This is a genomic window from Colwellia sp. 6M3 (assembly GCF_014077595.1).
Classification (GTDB): domain Bacteria; phylum Pseudomonadota; class Gammaproteobacteria; order Enterobacterales; family Alteromonadaceae; genus Cognaticolwellia.
The window spans coordinates 46266-65702 of the sequence record NZ_JACGWF010000010.1; the positions used below are offsets into that span (position 1 = coordinate 46266).

The 19437-nt window shown below is 37.5% G+C and carries 17 protein-coding genes; 11 read left to right on the forward strand and 6 right to left on the reverse strand.

Annotated elements, in window-relative coordinates; all coding sequences use genetic code 11:
* The first annotated feature begins 50 nt into the window (after positions 1-50).
* Entirely contained in the window at positions 51-392 is a 342-nt protein-coding gene (locus tag H4J50_RS04055; protein ID WP_182254604.1) for a DUF4389 domain-containing protein, read from the forward strand.
* A gap of 90 nt (positions 393-482) precedes the next feature.
* On the opposite strand, the gene efp is transcribed toward H4J50_RS04055, so the two are convergent.
* Positions 483-1052, reverse strand: coding sequence for an elongation factor P (gene efp, locus H4J50_RS04060; protein ID WP_182254606.1), 570 nt, complete (start codon positions 1050-1052; stop codon positions 483-485).
* Positions 1053-1110: 58 nt separating this feature from the next.
* Between efp and epmB the strand changes: the two genes are divergently transcribed.
* Both epmB and H4J50_RS04070 read left to right on the forward strand, forming a co-directional pair.
* Positions 1111-2127, forward strand: a complete 1017-nt coding sequence (gene epmB, locus H4J50_RS04065; RefSeq protein WP_182254632.1) for an EF-P beta-lysylation protein EpmB — start codon at positions 1111-1113, stop codon at positions 2125-2127.
* 197 nt (positions 2128-2324) lie between these two features.
* Positions 2325-2621 carry a hypothetical protein gene (locus H4J50_RS04070; RefSeq protein ID WP_182254608.1) on the forward strand — a complete coding sequence of 99 codons (297 nt, stop codon included), beginning with the start codon at positions 2325-2327 and terminating at the stop codon, positions 2619-2621.
* 58 nt (positions 2622-2679) lie between these two features.
* Here the strand turns inward: H4J50_RS04070 and H4J50_RS04075 are convergent, their stop codons facing one another.
* The gene (locus tag H4J50_RS04075; protein ID WP_259366156.1) at positions 2680-3177 is read right to left on the reverse strand and encodes a DUF3016 domain-containing protein; all 498 of its coding nucleotides are present in this window, start codon (positions 3175-3177) and stop codon (positions 2680-2682) included.
* A 277-nt stretch (positions 3178-3454) separates the two neighbouring features.
* On the opposite strand from H4J50_RS04075, the gene H4J50_RS19830 reads away from it, so the two are divergent.
* A complete protein-coding gene (locus H4J50_RS19830) occupies positions 3455-4411 on the forward strand; it encodes an AEC family transporter (RefSeq protein ID WP_182254610.1) in 957 nt (318 codons plus the stop codon).
* 47 nt (positions 4412-4458) lie between these two features.
* On the opposite strand, the gene H4J50_RS04085 is transcribed toward H4J50_RS19830, so the two are convergent.
* Positions 4459-5241 carry a hydratase gene (locus H4J50_RS04085; RefSeq protein WP_182254612.1) on the reverse strand — a complete coding sequence of 261 codons (783 nt, stop codon included), beginning with the start codon at positions 5239-5241 and terminating at the stop codon, positions 4459-4461.
* Between the two features lie 282 nt (positions 5242-5523).
* Here H4J50_RS04085 and H4J50_RS04090 point away from each other — a divergent pair, with 282 nt between their 5' ends.
* The 3 genes from H4J50_RS04090 (at position 5524) to H4J50_RS04100 (ending at position 10537) form a co-directional block, all read left to right on the forward strand.
* Positions 5524-7887, forward strand: a complete 2364-nt coding sequence (locus tag H4J50_RS04090) for a fatty acid cis/trans isomerase (RefSeq protein WP_182254614.1) — start codon at positions 5524-5526, stop codon at positions 7885-7887.
* Between the two features lie 552 nt (positions 7888-8439).
* The gene (locus tag H4J50_RS04095) at positions 8440-9417 is read left to right on the forward strand and encodes a DUF1852 domain-containing protein (protein WP_182254616.1); all 978 of its coding nucleotides are present in this window, start codon (positions 8440-8442) and stop codon (positions 9415-9417) included.
* A gap of 43 nt (positions 9418-9460) precedes the next feature.
* Positions 9461-10537 carry a methionine synthase gene (locus H4J50_RS04100; RefSeq protein ID WP_220466093.1) on the forward strand — a complete coding sequence of 359 codons (1077 nt, stop codon included), beginning with the start codon at positions 9461-9463 and terminating at the stop codon, positions 10535-10537.
* A gap of 150 nt (positions 10538-10687) precedes the next feature.
* On the opposite strand, the gene H4J50_RS04105 is transcribed toward H4J50_RS04100, so the two are convergent.
* On the reverse strand, positions 10688-11518 hold the full coding sequence (locus H4J50_RS04105; protein WP_182254618.1) for a sulfite exporter TauE/SafE family protein: 831 nt from the start codon (positions 11516-11518) through the stop codon (positions 10688-10690).
* A gap of 285 nt (positions 11519-11803) precedes the next feature.
* On the opposite strand from H4J50_RS04105, the gene H4J50_RS04110 reads away from it, so the two are divergent.
* From H4J50_RS04110 to H4J50_RS19835, 3 genes are all read left to right on the forward strand, one after another.
* On the forward strand, positions 11804-12688 hold the full coding sequence (locus H4J50_RS04110; protein ID WP_182254620.1) for a LysR family transcriptional regulator: 885 nt from the start codon (positions 11804-11806) through the stop codon (positions 12686-12688).
* A 59-nt stretch (positions 12689-12747) separates the two neighbouring features.
* Entirely contained in the window at positions 12748-13146 is a 399-nt protein-coding gene (locus tag H4J50_RS04115; protein ID WP_108454966.1) for an ACT domain-containing protein, read from the forward strand.
* Positions 13147-13985: 839 nt separating this feature from the next.
* Positions 13986-14894: a PEP-CTERM sorting domain-containing protein gene (locus tag H4J50_RS19835; RefSeq protein WP_182254622.1), complete on the forward strand. Its 909-nt coding sequence runs from the start codon at positions 13986-13988 to the stop codon at positions 14892-14894.
* Between the two features lie 1043 nt (positions 14895-15937).
* Here the strand turns inward: H4J50_RS19835 and H4J50_RS04125 are convergent.
* Positions 15938-16777, reverse strand: a complete 840-nt coding sequence (locus H4J50_RS04125; protein ID WP_182254624.1) for a DUF4198 domain-containing protein — start codon at positions 16775-16777, stop codon at positions 15938-15940.
* 724 nt (positions 16778-17501) lie between these two features.
* Here H4J50_RS04125 and H4J50_RS19570 point away from each other — a divergent pair.
* Positions 17502-17900, forward strand: coding sequence for an aminotransferase class I/II-fold pyridoxal phosphate-dependent enzyme (locus H4J50_RS19570; protein WP_259366157.1), 399 nt, complete (start codon positions 17502-17504; stop codon positions 17898-17900).
* Between the two features lie 155 nt (positions 17901-18055).
* Here the strand turns inward: H4J50_RS19570 and H4J50_RS04135 are convergent, their stop codons facing one another.
* A complete protein-coding gene (locus tag H4J50_RS04135) occupies positions 18056-19297 on the reverse strand; it encodes an OprO/OprP family phosphate-selective porin (RefSeq protein WP_182254626.1) in 1242 nt (413 codons plus the stop codon).
* Positions 19298-19437: the final 140 nt, after the last annotated feature.

A 19437-nucleotide genomic window follows, 5' to 3' on the forward strand; every position in this document is an offset into this window, starting at 1 on the left:
TTGCACACAATATAGTAGGTATCAGCATTAATACAGTATTGGAGTTACTTATGAGAGCAGATCTAGAAAACGAATTATTTGGCGAAGATAAAACCACGAACAGCTCATGGAAAAATCCCGGTATTTGGCAACGCGGTTTAGCCATGTTGTGCTTTGGCTTTATTAGCGGTTTTATTCGACTTTTTATTAGCCTTATCGCTATTGTACAATTTATCACGCTGTTATTTAGCCAAAAGCCGAACAGTCAGCTAGTAAGGTTTGGGCAAAGCTTAAACAGTTATACTTACCAAATTAATCAATTTTTAACGATTAACTCAGAGTCTTACCCATTCCCATTCTCAGATTGGCCTGACGGGCGCACCTCAGAAGTGCCTCCTGCAGAACAGGTATAATCCTTGATCGATAAAGACAAAAAAGCTCACAAAAAGTGAGCTTTTTAGTTTATCTAACGTCTTCATTAACGTTAGATTGATGATAAAGGGTTATTTACTTGCACGTGATACATAATCACCCGAACGCGTATCAACTTTCACCACATCACCTATTTGCACAAATAATGGTACACGCACTACCGCACCTGTAACCAATGTTGCTGGTTTGCCGCCAGTACCTGCTGTATCGCCTTTAAGGCCAGGATCAGTTTCAGTAATTTCTAATTCAACAAAGTTTGGTGGATCGACTGAAATAGGATTGCCATCCCAAAAAGTAATGGTACATACATCACCTTCTGCTAACCATTTTGCCACATCGCCAACCGCTTTTTCATCAGCAGCAATTTGCTCAAAGGTTTCGTTGTTCATAAAATGCCAAAACTCACCATCAGCATATAAATAGCCTAGCTCTGAATCCATAACATCAGCGCCTTCAACACTCTCACCAGATTTATAAGTTTTCTCTAATACCTTGCCAGATATTAACTTACGAATTTTAATGCGATTGAATGCTTGCCCTTTACCTGGTTTTACTATTTCATTCTCGATAATGTTACAAGGTTCACCATCAATCATTAATTTAAGTCCAGCTTTGAACTGGTTAGTGCTAAAATTAGCCATAATTATTATGCTCGCTCGTTCACGTAGAAAACGTAAAGGTTAAAAATTGAATATAGAAATGCCGCAAATAATAACCCAAATCAGTGATAGATTGCACACTTCTTGGCAAAAAGAATTAGCAAATGTGATTACCGATCCTAAAACCTTGTTAGAGTTGGTGGATATTTCACCAGAAGATTACCAACATCACTTTGCAGCGCGTAAACTATTTCCGGTGCGTGTGCCGCGCCCCTTAATGTCTCGCATTAAAAAAGGCGACATTAACGACCCCATTTTAAAACAAGTGATGCCCTTAGATGCAGAGTTTTCGATAACTGACGGTTATAACGAAGATCCATTAGAAGAACATGACACTGTGGCACCGGGATTACTGCATAAATATAAACACCGGGTATTAATGATGGTAAAAACAGGTTGTGCGGTTAATTGTCGCTATTGTTTTCGCCGCCATTTTCCTTATGCGGATAACAGTCCAAATAAAGCACGTTGGCAACAAGCACTGGTCTATATTCAACAACATAGTGAGATTAACGAAGTTATTTTCAGCGGTGGCGACCCCTTAATGGCTAGCGATGATCACCTGCAATGGCTTATTACAGAAATAGAAAAAATTCCGCATATTTCGCGCTTGCGTATCCACACTCGTTTACCAATAGTGATACCACAGCGAATAACACCGGCACTGGTACACACCTTGAAAACCACTCGACTTAAACCTGTGATTGTTTTTCATGTAAATCATGCGAATGAAATCGACGAAAACGTAGCTGATGCTATTGAGCCTTTAATAAAAGCGCGCATTCCACTTTTTAATCAAAGTGTTTTATTAAAAGGAATTAACAACAACGCCAATATCTTAGCTCAACTAAGCGAGCGTTTGTTTGATGTTGGCATTCAGCCATATTACTTACATTTATTTGATAAAGTGCAAGGCGTGGCCCATTTTGATTTAACAGAAGCAGAGGCAAAAAATATTACCTTGGAACTTATGGCAATTTTGCCGGGTTATTTAATGCCAAAACTCGTTAGAGAAATTGCTGGAGAAGCCAACAAAACACCGATTAATTTGGCATAGCACTGGTATAACATTGGTATAACACTGACATTTAAAATATAGCGAAGTATAAGCACAAATGAGGCAACGCACATAAGAGTATGCTGGCACTCGTTACTGGCAAGACTAACAACATAAAATTACATTAGAGACTAACAAAATCTAAATCAATTTGGCATAATAGCGCCATTGAATACACAAACTGAAAATAAGTTATTATGAGCGAAGCCGTACACAAGCAACTAATCGAAAATATTTCGATAATTTTAAAAAAGTCACTCGCAGCTGACGCCACGTTAACGACATTACGAGAAGCAAAACAGGCTGGGTTTGCAGCCATATTCACTGAAGATGCAGGTTTTAAGTGTTCTGCGAATACTTTTCAACCCTATGTTGAAGAAGTAGCGAATGATTTAATCTTTTGGCAAAAAACTTCAGACCAAAACACATTGATTGATATTGTAAAAAAAATTGAGCAATTATTTACCGTATTAGCTAAATTCGAACACAGCTAAACTTTCTGTCGCGATCAAAAAACGCAGCCAAGCTGCGTTTTTTATGCTTTAAATATATTTATTTCGTCATGTTATTTTCAAAGGTTTTTTTAAACCAATCATCAAACATCTTTTTTTCATAACTTAAGCTTTCATTACGATATTTTAGACTGCTATGCGTTAAAAATCCCATGTCGTGTAGCGAAACATCATCACGTTTAACCACAGTATTATCAGCATTTAGTAACTCGTAACTAAACTTCATTCGAGGGGAAAATATATCTTTTATAATACGAACACGCTTTATGCCGTAATTAATATCGCCAGCTAAATCTAAATTGGTTACTTCAAAAATTAATTTCTGCTGCTCGGGTAACTTTTCAGCTAATTTAGAAAAATGCGCTTCCAAGTTTTTAAACGTGCGCTCTTTAAATTTTTGTCTGTGCCCTTGAGCTGAATCAACATCCGTGTATTTTTCTGGATTTGTCCACTTAACTTCAACTTGCGCGGCTTCTACCGCCGTTATTGAAAACGTAACAACAGTTAAACTTAATAAGCATGTAATAAATTTCATCATAATTTTGCCCTCTTTATTTAGTTCATTATACCGAATCATCATAATATTGCTTGATTCACAATGTAACCCTTTTAAGCTTGAGCTTTACTGTCTTTGTATCATGCAATATTTCATATCAATAATCGTGAAAATGAGTCTAATTTATAAAGCATAGTAATCAAAGTTATTGATTTACCTCCGTGTTAATCGCTAAACTGCAAGGCTATACACAAGTTAGCTTAAAGAAATATGATAACTTGTGTATAGCCTTGTTTTAATCTAAATAACTGAGCCAAATGTGCTAACTGAATTTCTATCAACGCTTAACTTTTCGTTCGCTGTCACTGGCCCTATTTTTATGATGGTAGTGCTCGGTAGTATACTTAAATACTATGGCATTATTGGCCAAGCCTTTGTTGATCAAGCGTCAATATTGGTGTTTAAAATATCGCTCCCGATACTACTTGGTATGAGCATGATAAGAACCGATATTGCAACGGTTTTTGACCCTGTCACCATTGCAAATGCGTCATTATCAACCTTTTTGGTATTTATACTATTGACATTAACCGCGAGTATTTTCGTGAAAAACCCTCGCGATAAAGGGGTTTATGTCCAAGGCGCATTTCGCGGAAATTTAGCTATTGTAGGTTTAGCACTTTGTGTAAATTTATATGGTGATGCGGGTATTGCTAAAGCGTCAATTGTTATGTCGATACTGTCATTGGTGTACAACATTCTGTCTATTTATACCCTAACGACAACACTAACCGACAAAAAACTTAATTTTTTCTCGATGATCATTAGCATGACTAAAAATCCATTAATCATCGGTATTGTACTCGGTATTATGATTAATTTGCTGCACATACCTGTGCACCCAGTAATAATGCAAACAGGTGATTATTTAAGCCAATTAACCTTACCCGTTGCGCTACTCTGTATTGGCGCTAGTTTGTCGTTTGCTGATATGAACGATACTAAAACCGTTGCTACAATCGCTGTTATCGCTAAATTAATCGTCTCGCCGATTATCATTACCTATATCGCATATCTCAGTGGTTTTTCAAAAATGGATTTAGGAATAGTGTTTTTAATGTCAAGTACACCAACAGCGGCAGCAAGTTACATTATGGTGAAAGCGATGAAGGGCAATGAAACCTTAGCGGCTAATATTATTGTAATGAGTACGGTGGCTTCTTTATTTACCGTCAGTATTGGCTTAGCAATGTTAAAGACTTTTGAGTTGATTTAAATAAGCTTAAATCAACTTCATCTCAATGTTTTATTATCTGATTATGGTTAAAAAAGTTCTTTAAATACAACCTTAAAGCTGCCAACACCGGCATAATCAATGTCTGTGTTTTTATCAAAATCTAACTCTACAACCCCTGCATACGATCCTGTTGTAAAGGCTTCACCTTTTTTAAAGCTCGTGCCTCGTTTTGTCATAAAGTTTATCGCCCAATAAACGGGTAATTGCGGCAACGGGTTAGGATGCACGCCATTAAATATCTGCTCGTTAAGCTCACCACCTTCTTCATACTGTTTAATTGATACCTGAAATTTATCTGCTGAGAATGCCACGGACTTATCAATTGTAGGGCCTAAAAATAAGCCTTGATTAACTAAACAATCAGCTAAGCGTTCAGGAAATGTCGCGTCGTAGTCATCAGCAAAGCGACTTTGTATTAATTCTAATGCCATATGACAACTGCCAATAGCCGCGTTGATTTCTGCTTCAGAATAATCTTCATCGCGTGCAGGTAAATCTTGACTCAAAACAAAGGCAATTTCAGGTTCAATTCGCACTTTGCTATTGTCTTGCATTAACCAACATTGTTCTCCCTCTTGCATCGTTTCGCTAAAAATAGGCGCGATAATAAGCTTGTCTTCAGCTAAAGGTAATAGGCATTTCCAGCCGGTAACATTATCAGGGCGAAGCTTAATTATGGCTTGTTGGATCGATAACGCTTCATCAATAGAACGAGGGATTAAAGCTTCAGCTAAACTATAGGCTTTAGTACCTGAGACTCTACGCGCTAAGAATTGTTGAGCTGCGTTTGTAAATTTTTCAAGGGTCATAACCGTTCACTTTTTAGTGGCTAAATAATCAATAAAACTAGATCAACTCTAACTTGATAGCAACCCCTTTGCTAGCCATGGCTTAGACTCTTAAACTTAAGAAAGTAGAAGATACACATAAGCAAAATTCCAATACCTGCTGATCTAGGTGTATACGCGTTCCGTACTAATTTAACATGCTACCCACGTAATAATGGGTAGGTAGCTTTGAGACTGCCATTTCGTTTATAATATGCAGCCTTTATAGTTACAATTCATCAACCTATAAGTGTTAGCGCTGATATGAAAGTTTCTCCCAAGTCAAAACCTGTTTTAATTATATTCATTCTAGCTATTTTGGGTGGCTGTGCCATGATCGCCAATAGCCAATTTGATGATCTGTTCGGCATTGCGGAACCGCAAGCACGTATGGTCGTAAATAATTCGGCTCAAGCCGAGTTTTATCATGATGAAGTACAGCCAATTATTGAACAGCGTTGTGTTGTTTGCCACGGCTGTTACGACGCGCCTTGTCAGTTGAAACTATCATCTCCGCAAGGTATAGATCGAGGTGCAAACAAAGAGTTAGTGTATGACGGCACTCGATTGTTGGCTGCGACACCACAGCGCTTATTTGTAGATAATGACAGCACTCAAGCATGGCGAAACAACGGGTTTTATGGCGTGCTTAACGAGCGTCAACAATCGCCAGCACTTAATCAGCAAGCAAGTGTTATGTCGAGATTACTCTCGCTTAAACAACAACACCCGTTACCTGCGGGTAAAATACTACCTAAGCAATTTAACTTCTCGTTAGATAGAGAACAACAATGTCCAACAGACGTTGAAATAGAAAACTATGTCCAAAACTATCCAGATTGGGGTATGCCATTTGGCTTGCCTGCGCTGTCAAAGCCTGAAGATAAAATTTTGCAGGATTGGCTGCGTAACGGCGCAAAAATGGCACCACTACCGCCATTAACTGATCATTATATTAACCAAATAGCCACTTGGGAAAACTACCTAAACGGTGACTCATTAAAAGAAAAACTGGTCAGTCGATATTTATATGAACATTGGTTTATCGCCCACCTTTATTTCTCTGAATTACCTGCCGGCGAATTCTTTAAAGTTGTCCGTTCTCGAACGCCTCCTGGCCAACCGATCGATATTATTGCCACCCGTCGACCATATGATGATCCCGGTGTAGAGCGAGTTTATTATCGCTTATGGCGCGAGCAAGGCAGCATATTAGAAAAAACTCATATGCCGTATGCATTAAATAATGACCGCTTAATAACATTTACGCAGTTATTTTTTCAAGATAACTATCAAGTAGAAGCTTTACCTTCATACCAGCCAGAAATCGCTTCAAACCCTTTTAAAGCTTTTGAGGCAATACCTTCTATTTCACGTTATAAGTTTTTGCTAGAAGAAGCCGAATTTACCATCATGAATTTCATTAAGAGTCCGGTTTGCAGAGGGCAAGTCGCATTGAATGTAATTAATGATCACTTTTGGGTATTCTTCGTTAATCCAAATGAGAAAAATGCTAAAGATCACTCTGCATTTTATAACGAGCAGCAAGATAAATTAGCCTTACCTTCTGCCGCTGAAAGCAATGCCTATGTTATTACTAATTGGCTGAAGTACTCTAAACTTCAGCGTTCGTATATGCACAATAAAGCCACAAGAATGAATACAGCATTTCCTAACGGCGAACATTTAACGACGGATCAAATTTGGGCAGGTGATGGTGACAATACTAATGCAGCATTAACTATTTTTCGACATATTGATTCTGCAACCGTGGTTAAAGGATTAGTCGGTCGCCCTCCTCAAACATCTTGGGTAATTGACTATGGCTTGTTAGAACGTATTCACTACTTATTAGCTGCTGGCTTTGATGTTTATGGCAATATAGGTCACCAATTAAATACCCGCTTATATATGGACTTTTTGCGTATCGAAGGTGAGTTTAACTTTCTTGCATTATTGCCACCTGAAACCCGTAAAGCTGAACTAAACAAATGGTATCAAGGCGTGTCAGACAGTCAAAAAGAATACTTGATGGCACCACATAAATTGTTTTCTCAACCTTCAGGAATACATTACCAAACTGAACAGCCTAAACAGGAGTTGTATCAGTTATTAAAACAAAAAGTTAACCCGGTATTAGTCACTGATAATAATTTGGCCAGTAAGAGTACACCAAAAAGTCATCGTAAAGCGCTCGCTAAATTACAGCACTTAGTTGGCGGTGCCGTTACCTTGATGCCACAAATCACCTTTTTATCAATACAAGGCAAAGAACAAACACATTATTATTCCGTACTGCGTAATAATGCCCACAGTAATATAACAAGCTTGTTAAGTGAAGATGAAAACCGCTTGCCTGAGCAAGACACTATTACCGTTACTAGCGGCTTGGTCGGTGCATACCCTGATGTGTTCGTGAATGTTAGCGAGTCACAATTAAATAACTACGTTAACTCTGTATCGGCATTAACTACAAAAGCAGACTATCAAAAATTAATGGACAACTATGCTATACGCAGAACCGACCCTAACTTTTGGCAACATAGTGATGCAATGCACGCAGACAATAAAAAACAACATCCTTACAAAGCCGGGTTGTTTGATTACAATCGACTGCAAAATCGATAGCATTAAACTGACTGTTTACTATAGCTAGATAATTTAGCTATATAATTTAGCTAGATAATAAGCGTCGAACTTAACAATAAAAAGCTCAACTGAATGAGCTTTTTATTGTTTTTCTATGTTGCTCAGAACATATAACTAGATACTGTTTACGCAAGATAAGCTCATTAGTTCACTCATTTTATATTCCTGACCTCATTTAAGCCCCTCAGCCCATAATCACATTAAGACGAAAGCTGTGTTCGCATCTCCCAGAAGTTCGGGCAGACATTGCTTCCAGAAATACTCGAAACATCCGAATACAGCCACCTATGAATTTTAATCATGCATTTATGAAATAAAATCAATTTTATTCATGTAATTAACCACGTATAAAATACATTCTGCTTTTAACTTTAGACATTATTACAGCTGGTTTTCAATTAAGCCTTTAGGCATAAACCAAAGAAACTGTAGAAGACTACTGACAAAGAAAATCAGAAAAGGAAGCTAACAGCTCAAAAAGAGCATGAAATACATTCAGGTTTTATTACAGAAATTGGATATCAGATCATCATGAATACAGATTTTACATTTACGATTAAAAACATATGTCTCAATGAAAACTATCATCCATCAGACAATACACGCATTACAACCAACTTTGCTAACTTGGCCAGAGGCAAGAGTCGCCAACAGAATTTACGCAATACGTTAAAGATGATCGACAATAGCTTTAATGCCCTAGCCTATTGGGATAATCCCAAAGCTGATCGTTATTCTGTCGAGCTTGAAATCATTTCTGTTGATATAGATATTGAAGACAGTGGGCAGTCTTTTCCGTCAATCGAAGTATTAAAAACAACGGTTGTTGATCATCAAACTAACGAACGCATTGAAGGCATTGTAGGAAATAACTTCTCTTCTTATGTCAGAGATTATGATTTTAGTGTGCTGTTGTCAGAACATAATAAAGGCCAAGCGCAGTTTAGCATTCCAGATAGTTTTGGCGATTTGCATGGAAAACTTTTCAAATATTTTGTTAATTCAACTACTTATAAAAAACACTTTAAGAAAACGCCCGTTATCTGTTTAAGTGTTTCTGATAACAAAACTTACCTTCGAACTGGTAATCAACATCCTTTGTTGGGGGTTGAATACCAACCTAATGAATCATCTTTAACTGAGCAATACTTCAAAAAAATGGGCTTACAAGTTCGATACTTTATGCCTCCTAAAAGTGTTGCGCCTTTGGCTTTCTTTTTCTTTGGTGATTTACTTAATGATTACAGTAACCTTGAGCTAATTAGTACCATCAGCACGATGGAAACATTTCAAAAAATTTACCGACCTGAAATTTATAATGCCAATGCTGTAGCAGGAAATTTTTATCAACCCAATTTAAAGAACCAAGATCATTCATTAACGCAAATTGTTTATGACAGAGAAGAGCGTAATAAATTGTCCATTAAGCAGGGAAAATTTACTGAAGAGAACTTCATCAAACCTTATCAAAAAATACTTACGCAGTGGTCTGCTAATTACGCGCTTTAATTAACCCAATTGAAATGAATAAAAAGGTACAGCGGCATTTATTATGAAAACACTTATTAAGAAAAATCCCACTAACAAAGCGCTTATAGAAAAATTACTACCTACATCAACCGCAGGCAGTTTACCTAAGCCCTCATGGCTTGCAGAGCCTGAAGCACTATGGTCACCTTGGAAGTTACAAGGCGATGAATTAATTGACGGTAAACACGACGCTTTACTTGTGTCATTGCAAGAACAACAACGTGCAGGCATTGATATTGTTAGTGATGGCGAGCAAACGCGTCAACATTTTGTGACCACATTTATCGAGCACCTAACCGGCGTCGATTTTGAGAAGCGTAAAACGGTTAAAATTCGTGATCGTTATGAGGCTAGTGTTCCTACGGTAGTTGGCCCAGTTTCTCGCCCTAAGCCTGTTTTTGTTGAAGATGCCAAACTTTTACGCCAGCAAACCAGTCAACCTATTAAATGGGCGTTGCCAGGCCCAATGACCATGATTGATACGCTTTATGATGACCATTATAAAAGCCGCGAAAAGCTGGCTTGGGAATTTGCCAAAATTCTTAATCAAGAAGCTAAAGAATTAGAGGCAGCAGGAGTTGATATTATTCAGTTTGACGAACCTGCTTTTAATGTGTTTTTTGATGAAGTTAATGATTGGGGCATTGCTTGTTTAGAGCGAGCAATTGAAGGCTTAAAATGTGAAACCGCAGTACATATTTGTTATGGCTATGGCATCAAAGCCAATACAGATTGGAAGAAAACATTGGGTTCACAATGGCGACAATATGAAGAAGCGTTTCCTAAACTGCAAAAGTCGAGTATCGATATTATCTCGCTAGAGTGCCATAACTCGCATGTACCAATGGATCTATTGGAGCTTATTCGCGGTAAAAAAGTAATGGTAGGTGCTATTGATGTCGCAAGTAACACGATTGAAACGCCAGAGGAAGTCGCGAAAACGCTACGAGAAGCACTTAAATATGTCGATGCCGATAAACTCTACCCTTGCACTAACTGTGGCATGGCGCCTTTATCTCGGGAAGTAGCAAGGGGGAAATTAAAAGCGTTAAGCGCAGGAGCTGACATAATCCGAAAAGAACTCGCCAGCCAAACCTGAGCCTAATATTGATACTGAATAGGGTTACTTTAGGGGTAATGGAGTGTCACTTCCAATACCAAGTTAGTGGCCCTTATCTGCTCCCTTAATAAAACTAAAAATTTTCTTGTTCTAGTGAGTATTCAACAACAATTTAGCATTATAAAAACGCTAAAAGAAAAATTGCGCCAACATACGTAAGCCAGTAAAAAGCAATACAAAGGCAAAAATCTTCTTCAGTTTTACCGCATCTAGTTTTGCTGCCAATGATGCCCCAACAGGTGCGAATAAAACGGTTAGCGGTACAATACAAATAAATCCAAATAGATTAACCAAACCAAACGTTCCCGCAGGAGCATCGACAGGTGTACTACCTAAAATCAACATGGTTAACGCGCCCGGCAAGGAAATAATCAACCCTATTGCCGCCGCAGTGCCAATGGCCTTATGAGCAGGATAATTATAAAGGGTGAGTAGTGGCACCGAGATAGTACCACCGCCAATCCCCACCATAGCACTGAAAAAACCGATGGATGTGCCCATTATCGTTTGCCCGGTTGCACCTGGTAATTTTTGGTACAGTGCCGATTTACCGGTTCTAAACAACATATTTAATGCTGATAAGACTGCTATCACACCAAAAAGCAGTGTCAGTATATTACCTTCAACACGAGTGACTAACCAACTACCAACCAATACCCCGATAAGAATAAATACCGCCCAACGTTTGAGCAGAACAAAATCGACATTACCTTTTTGATGGTGAGAACGAATTGAACTAATCGACGTTGGTACTATGGTGGCCAGAGAGGTTGCAGTTGCAACGAGCATCGCAGACTCTGGCGAGACACCAAAGCTTTGGAACAAAAAAAACAACACAGGTACAATAACAATACCGCCGCCCACGCCTAATAAGCCAGCTAAAATACCTGCAAATACGCCTGTGGTAATCAATGCCAAAAGGGTTGAGATATTATTCGTGATAAATTCAATGATATACATTAACGACTACTTCTATTTTTTGATTCTATTTTTAAGAGCGACAAAAATATAACTATCGATTCAAGGTACAGTTGTCGCCTACAATATTCAGACTTTAGGTTAAACAACAGCTTTAGTGTCTTCTAGCAGCTAACTGCGGGAAAAACCAAGAAAAGAACTGTCGCCATTATTTATTCCTATGCTCATTATAAAAAACTTGTTTGATTAATAAAATGATATTATTTCATCAATCAATGAATGTAGTTCATCATTAAAGTGAATAAACAGCTAAAAAGGAGTTAACCAGTGTTAGAGAGGATACATTTAGAAATATTAACCGCAATAAAAGAACATGGAACCCTAACTAAAGCGGCTGATTCATTACATTTATCTCAATCTGCGTTAAGTCACAGCATTAAAAAGCTTGAAGGCCAGATAGCTACGCCAATATGGAAAAAAGAAGGTCGAAACCTACGTCTTACCGCTGCTGGAGAACGCATTCAAACACTAGCTAATAGAGTGTTGCCGCAATTTTTACATACCGAGTTATTACTGAGTCAGATTGCAAAAGGCGAAATGGGATCATTACGCATTGGTATGGAATGCCACCCTTGTTATCAATGGTTACTGAGAGTTATTCAGCCTTATTTAGAACAATGGCCAGATATTGATATGGACGTGAAGCAGGAGTTCCAGTTTGGCGCTTTAGGGGCATTACTTAGCTACGAAATAGACGTACTTATTACACCAGACCCACTCTTTAAACCTAAAATAGAATACATCCCTGTTTTTGACTATGAACATAGACTCGTGGTTTCTGCATCTCACGAACTGGCAAAAAAAGGTTTTGTATTACCGGAGCAACTAAACGAAGAAGTACTTTTTAGTTACCCTGTTGAACCGCTAAGGCTCGATATTTTCAGTCAATTCCTCAATCCCGCAAAATGTTCAGTTAAGAAACACAAATACATAGAGACAACTGAGATCATGTTGCAAATGGTGGCCGCTGGTCGAGGCGTTTGTGCTTTACCTGGCTGGCTAGTAGATGAATATTCAAAATCAATGCCTATTAAGAGTATTCGTTTCGGAGAGAAAGGTATTCGTAAACAGATTTTTGTCGGTGTTCGTAAAGATGAACAGCATATAGACTACTTAAACGACTTTATCGCTCAAGCTAAAAAGACAAAATAATAAATTTACTTTCTTAATAATTAAGCTTTCCTTATCACAATAACAAAAAGGTTAAAAATATGTCAGGCGAAACAAATATTAATACACTACTAGCATCAATGGAGCCTAAGTTACTTGATGGCGATTATGTGTTCTGCACATTTAAAGATGCAAAATATGGCGATCATGCTGAGCTTTTTCCTTTAGCTGCTTACCTTGAGTCTGAAGGGTTAACGCTATTAATAAAGCAAGATATTGCTGATAAAGCAGGTTTAGCCTATGAAGCCATATTTAAAGGCATAACCTTAACAATACATTCAAGCCTTGAAGCGGTTGGCTTAACAGCTGCAATTGCCACAAAGCTTACAGAAAAAGGTATCAGTGCGAATGTCATTGCCGCTTTTTATCATGATCATATTTTTGTACAAGCAGATAAGTCAGCACTAGCCATGCAAGCTTTAGCTGAATTTAACAACTAAACAGCACTTTATAATTCATCAGAATATACATTATATTTTAAGCATAAGCTTTGATGAGTTAGGCATACAATTTAATATTAGAATGAGCGATAAATTACACATAATTACCTGTAGTTTTAGCTCATTTCAAATGATTAAAATGGATTAGTTAACTTTTAGTTTTAAAAATTAAGCTTTATTTTAACTAATAATATACATCTAATATTTAAGATATGAAAAGGCCTATCCTCCGACAAAGTAGTCATTAAGGTAACTGGCTTTTAAAAACAACAACTGCCACAAAGCAGTCTAAATTTACGAATAAAAATCATCCCGCCTAACGATCACTTTGAAACGAAATCTGACCTTTCACTAATTCGTTTTTATGACTTTTCTGTGCGATTTGACCTAATAACCTTAAAAGTTTAAGGACTTAGAGCGAATTGCAGTCACATGGAAAGTTGGCAGGTTGTCTAAATATAAGTTCGCTGAACGCTATTTATATATGCTAAAAAATAATTCAAAAGTTTACTCTGACCCCAGATACCCCAGATATTTGATCAACTCAGATATTTAATCAACTCAGATATTTAATCAACTCAGATATGTTTCAAAGCTTATATTGTGATCTGTAAGAACAACTAGTAGAGTCCGGGAATTACCAGACACTTACAAAGAAGGTTGTCAGGTTTTTTTACAAAAACGTAAAAAACACAGCCTAAAAAGTTCATTCGGCTAGTCTAAATCAAACAAAGAAACATAAGTGATTGTTTTAATTTGACATTAATATCTTGGCACATAACATGCAGCATCGAGAAATGCTTTGAAATATTTTTGAAGCGATTAAAAGGAATGTCAAAGTGAAATTAATCAAACTTCTAATAGCGGTATCCATGGTAGCAAGTACATCATTCGTACAAGCAACCCCTATCACTCTTCCCAATTCATCTCTTTTTGACAACTCAGATGTTAATTATGGTTCCCTTCAAAGTGATTGTGGCGGTGGTTTTACCTGTTTTCTGGATGCCAGTTCTCTTGGCGCTGGTGGCGGCGGCGATCATTTTGATGATGCGATGGGCGTAGCACTAAACGGTAATGCCTATGGTGTAGGTGGCGGCGACTGGGACGGTACGTCTTTAAAGTTGGATACAATATCATTCGGCGGTCTTGATATTTTTGTTGAATTTATGGCTCTTGGCCCGGTAATGCGCCAACTTGTTACCGTTACAAACACCAATGCGAATACAGAATTAGCCAATCTGTCATGGCAGAACAATACAGGTAATGATGGTGGTCAACAAACCATTGCAACAAGTAATGGTGACTTATTGGCAACAACTGATGATAAATGGGTTGTGACCGCAGATAGTACGACAGGAACAGATAACGAAGTTAATTCATGGATATATGGCAGTAATGGTGCTTTTTCTCCAACTTCTGTTTTCTTAACGGATCTTTCTTCTAGTTTCGGGAGCTCTGGAGATGAAGGGTTTTCTGCATTATTTGATATGGAGCTATTAGCTGGCCAAACGGCTTCTTTGATGTTCTTCGTAGGTATTGAAGGTATAAATCAAGATGGTATTAACCTTGCCTCTAATGTAAGTGATACAAGCTCAGCTATGTACAGAAGCTTAACGTCAGACCTTAGTGTTGCTAAACTTTCTCAAGTTCGAAATTGGAATGCGGCGACCTCAGTACCAGAGCCAACAACGCTTGCAATTTTTGCTTTGGCTTTACTCGGTTTACGCGTAAGAAAAATCTGCGCTTAATAACGCAGTTAATCAACATTTAAAAAGCCCTATCGTGGATGTATTGCCGTTTAATTAAGGTGAACGTTTTTTTGTTTGTCCAGCGAAACTGACAAACCCGATAGGCTGAAAGAAGCCATAGGAAGTTAGAAGTACACAACACAAGTAAACCTACTTTGGCGATGTTGGTGGGGAAGCGTCTAAAATAGCGCGAATCCCAACACCGAAGGTCGGCTCTTGGCTAATCAGTGACCTAAAGAACAAACCATAGTTCATGTCAGCAATGCGCACAAAGTGATCTTTAAATCTAGGGATTCCAACGACTGCTCTAGGTTAATTCCTGACCTAATAAACCATAAGATATGGCCAAGCAATACAAAGCCCCGCGAGGGCGAAGTTTTGTTTTTAATAAGGCTAAACTCGAATATTAATCATTAGTAGTCAGCGTTGTGCCAATTGCAGTCATTCCCCATTAATAAAGTGACCGTCTCAAATGGGCAGTGACCGACCGTAGCTATTTTCTTCTATCACTTCCAGTGAGAGTGGTTTTTCAGGGCTTCGACTGCGATAACCTGAAAATCAGCTCCACTGCGTGAGACGTTCTAGTAATATTTGCACATGCATTCTGCGACAGTAAAGTAACGAGTCAATGTATTTAACCTATTAGACTGCTTTAGAAGGCCTTTTATTTGTTCGGTTACTATCGCTAAAGCTGAATACTAAAGTTCTGCCCTATGTAACTGTTCAAGTTAATTGTCGCTTAATATACGTATACCTTCTATTTGTTCTTTTTTAATTTAACACCTCAATAATTTAATTAAATTCCATTATCAAAGCTTATCTGTTTAATTAAAGCAGATAAGCTTATTGAATTGCCACTAGTTTACTAGACGCTTCCTAGTAGTTCTGGGCAATGATTTTTATTAATTAAAAGTAATACTGGTATCGTCGATACTATAACTCACAGGCCCGAATGGCTTACCCGCAACACTCTGGAAACTGTTACAAAAAAGCCACCATTGCCAAATCCTTTTATCAACATTATGGTTTAATAAGATCAATATTTATTTCTGACTAGGACTGAGATTAATTGTCAAAGTAGTATAATCACTATGATAGGTTCCCATGACTTCTTCTGGAATCGTTATAACTACAGATCCCAACATCAAAGTGCCACTCAGTTCAGGTTCAATCATAAAAATACCTTCTGCATTGGTTTTCTTAAAATATGTTTTTTTATTAGTTAAAGCCTGGGTCACTTTATGGTTTGCTAACGGCTTACCATTTCTCAGTAAAAAAAATTGATTGAGCTTATTTTCTATTGGAACAAACTCTAAGACTAAACCTGCAGGCTGACTACTGGGTTTATCATGAATAGAACATTTATCTACACACATCAGCGTTTTAACATGCTTACTGTAACTTCTTTGCATTGGTTTACCTTCAGATGCTTTATGAAAGGCATCAATTGTCTCTTCATTAGCTTCTATTTCTTCAAAGTAAGTATCCACATTTTTAGCTGCTATTTCGCCATGCCTTTTCTTACTGCTAATAGCGAGTACCGCAGTCCCTTTATTACTTGCAGTAAACAATGCGTGAAGTGCTGATTTCTCTTTTCGATATTTTACTGATGCAATCTCAACACCATTGATAAAGGTATGTGAAATTTCTATTCGGTCTACTGTAAAACCACTACCAAAATCAGGAAATGATAATGAGCTTGAAAGGGCTACATCTATTTGATCACCCTCATTCCAATTAAATTGATTGGGTAGCATAAATGTTTGGTGAGCCATTGCAGGCATAACAACTAAAACATTAACGAGTAGAAATAATTTTTTTATCGTTTTTGCTAATGATGTTTTCTTTTTCAATAATTGACTTGATATCAATTTGCTTTCCATAATATTTTCCTTTTTTTACATGGTTATAGAAACTTACTAGACTAATGGATATGGGCTATTTCTCCACGCCATCAATTTTATTTAATAGCATGATTTCCATAATGTTTTATTTATAGTTTGACCATTTCCTGTCCATTGAACCCTGTTTCTAATTAAAGAAATAGCAGTATCTCCTATCATTTATACATGATGTTCTAATTTTGTTTTATTCATACTTTTAAGATAAGTGTATAAGAAGAGTAAACCGTATACCTGATCTATTCAACAGGGCCTGATTTTGTTGCGAGCAGTGTCATTGAACTGACTATTGGAACAGGTCAATGGATGAGAAAGTCAGAATTTGATAGCGTTAGGTATGAGTTTTATCCAGTAAATCGACAAACAATTGTTGCACAGGCATTTTGACTTCAACCCTTTTTGTAAGAATGCAGGATCACCCAAACAATTAGATGGTGCTAAGCCCCCGGTAATTGAGTTTACCGTTAAGCCAAAACAAATAAATAGTTAGCGATCCAATGGCTGTAAAATAAAACCCTACTGACGGAGTTAAGGGTTGTATGGGTTATTAAGCAAAATGCTATGAAAACATACTCTTGATTAAGAACCAAAATCTTAAACTTATTTGTCGAGTTAAAGCAGCCCTACTAGCAGACACAATGCGTTGCTCGATATTTGAACTGCATATCCAAAAAGAGTAGTGTAATTAAAAATAAGGAAATAAATAATGAACGACTTAGCCATTCATACTTCGAGAAGAAAATTCATTCAACAATTGGGTTTAGGCGCTGCTTGGGTAGGCTTGGCTACCAATTCTCAGTTCGCCTTTGCTAACAGCCATCCTATATTACCTTTTCGTCAAAACGCCGCTAAGCTTATGCTACATTTTAATGAAAATTCATTTGGCATGTTTCCTAAAGCATTATTAGCGGCTAAACAGGCTATCGAATTATATGGCAATCGTTATGCAGATGAATCCTTTGATGAATTTAAAATTAAATTAGCAGCGCATCATAAAGTTGATCCACAGCAGTTGATTTTTGGTAATGGGTCCACCGAAGTATTGCAAGCTATTGCTCAGTTACTCAATATAAAAATAAAGAAAAACCTAGTACAAATAAGTTAGTAAAAATTATTAATTGGAGATAATTACTAATTTTTACTATCAGATCCGTAATCTACATAACTAGGATATAAAAGTATTAGACGAGTGATTAATTGCGCAATTTAATAACAAGGTATAGTCACCCGTCTGAGGATTTGACACTACTTTCAAGTGACTCAAAACACCCACTCCATCCTAACTTGACCAAGATCCAAACTTGCATTATCAGTAGTTGGATTATTTTTACTCACCTCTAGCACTTTTAAATACTCTGCCGTAAAGCGTATTTCTGGTGTCGCATATACATTCAATGCTAACGTCATGTTTCTTTCAATGCCCCCAATAACATCTGCGGCATTTAGATCTATTTCACTGTAGCGCATAGCAAGTTCCCAAGCTCCAGTACCGTCTTGCCCGAGAATGCTTTGCGGTTTCACAATACCGAACTTACCTTTTTTGTAAACTCGGCGATCATTAGTTAAAAATAAACTTGATTGAATATACCAACTATTAAAATCTAAACTTTCTAACCCTGTATTTACCGAGCTTTTTATATATTCACTCTGAATATTCAGTCGCTGATAGTTAACAGCGGCCTCGAACCCTATTTGCGAGTAATCGTCAACGTCTGAGATCGCTCCCGTATCGACTAATTGAGTGCTAGCTACATAACTTTCTGGATTTGATTTAAGTCTTAACGAGGTATTATCGCCATTGTTAGAGTGCAAGCCAGCTACACCTAAGTGCACAAAATAATCATCATTTTTAACGGGAAGCCACACTAACCTTCCTGCAATTAATGTCTCTTCATCTTGGCCAGCATTACTTTGGTGTAATTTATTACCAAATATACCGGCTTGTAGCGACCAGTTATCTTTAAACATATTTATACCAGCGCCTAGATGCCTGCCTGGTGAAAGTCCAAAGGCGAGTGAACGCTCGATAAAGGTGTTAGCATGAGAACTCGCCTGAAACTCCAACGAGAAAGGCACTTTATAGTTACCCGTAATTAACTGAACTGAATCGTTAACTTTATATGCCAAAAATGCATCTTTTATCCCTTTAGTTCCTCCTGCAACAAAGTCGTAATCTAATTTATACTGCCAGTTATTATAGAGGGTACCTTTTATAAATAACCTTGCACGACGAATAGCAGTACCATCACCTAAGTCAAAATCATCACTTTTATACCAAGCAGCATGGGCTTCAACACGCCCACCAATATGAGCAGAGAATTGCTTGTCGGCACTTTTTACTTTTATACCATTTTTGACCACCACCTGAGCTTCGTTAGCAATAGGCTGTTTTATCTTAGATAGTTTTTGAGTTTCTACCTTTTCGCCTTGATGTTCAGCCATTAATCGTTTGTATTGATCGACCGTAATTGTGCCATTATCTTTTAAAACCCCTAATAACATTGCCAGCTCAGATTGACGTGGTCTAATGGATTCGACTACCTAGTTAAGAGATAATAATCTTAATTGGAGATCGAAAATGACAAAACGTAAAAAATATTCAAAAGAATTCAAACTTGATGCAATCGCTTTAGTCGTTGAGC

Coding starts and splice junctions, on each gene's coding strand:
- H4J50_RS04055 (WP_182254604.1), top strand. CDS start 51: ATGAGAGCAGATCTAGAAAACGAATTATTTGGCGAAGATAAAACCACG.
- efp (WP_182254606.1), bottom strand. CDS start 1,052: ATGGCTAATTTTAGCACTAACCAGTTCAAAGCTGGACTTAAATTAATG.
- epmB (WP_182254632.1), top strand. CDS start 1,111: ATGCCGCAAATAATAACCCAAATCAGTGATAGATTGCACACTTCTTGG.
- H4J50_RS04070 (WP_182254608.1), top strand. CDS start 2,325: ATGAGCGAAGCCGTACACAAGCAACTAATCGAAAATATTTCGATAATT.
- H4J50_RS04075 (WP_259366156.1), bottom strand. CDS start 3,177: ATGATGAAATTTATTACATGCTTATTAAGTTTAACTGTTGTTACGTTT.
- H4J50_RS04085 (WP_182254612.1), bottom strand. CDS start 5,241: ATGACCCTTGAAAAATTTACAAACGCAGCTCAACAATTCTTAGCGCGT.
- H4J50_RS04090 (WP_182254614.1), top strand. CDS start 5,524: ATGAAAGTTTCTCCCAAGTCAAAACCTGTTTTAATTATATTCATTCTA.
- H4J50_RS04095 (WP_182254616.1), top strand. CDS start 8,440: ATGAATACAGATTTTACATTTACGATTAAAAACATATGTCTCAATGAA.
- H4J50_RS04100 (WP_220466093.1), top strand. CDS start 9,461: ATGAAAACACTTATTAAGAAAAATCCCACTAACAAAGCGCTTATAGAA.
- H4J50_RS04105 (WP_182254618.1), bottom strand. CDS start 11,518: ATGTATATCATTGAATTTATCACGAATAATATCTCAACCCTTTTGGCA.
- H4J50_RS04115 (WP_108454966.1), top strand. CDS start 12,748: ATGTCAGGCGAAACAAATATTAATACACTACTAGCATCAATGGAGCCT.
- H4J50_RS04125 (WP_182254624.1), bottom strand. CDS start 16,777: ATGGAAAGCAAATTGATATCAAGTCAATTATTGAAAAAGAAAACATCA.
- H4J50_RS19570 (WP_259366157.1), top strand. CDS start 17,502: ATGAACGACTTAGCCATTCATACTTCGAGAAGAAAATTCATTCAACAA.
- H4J50_RS04135 (WP_182254626.1), bottom strand. CDS start 19,297: ATGTTATTAGGGGTTTTAAAAGATAATGGCACAATTACGGTCGATCAA.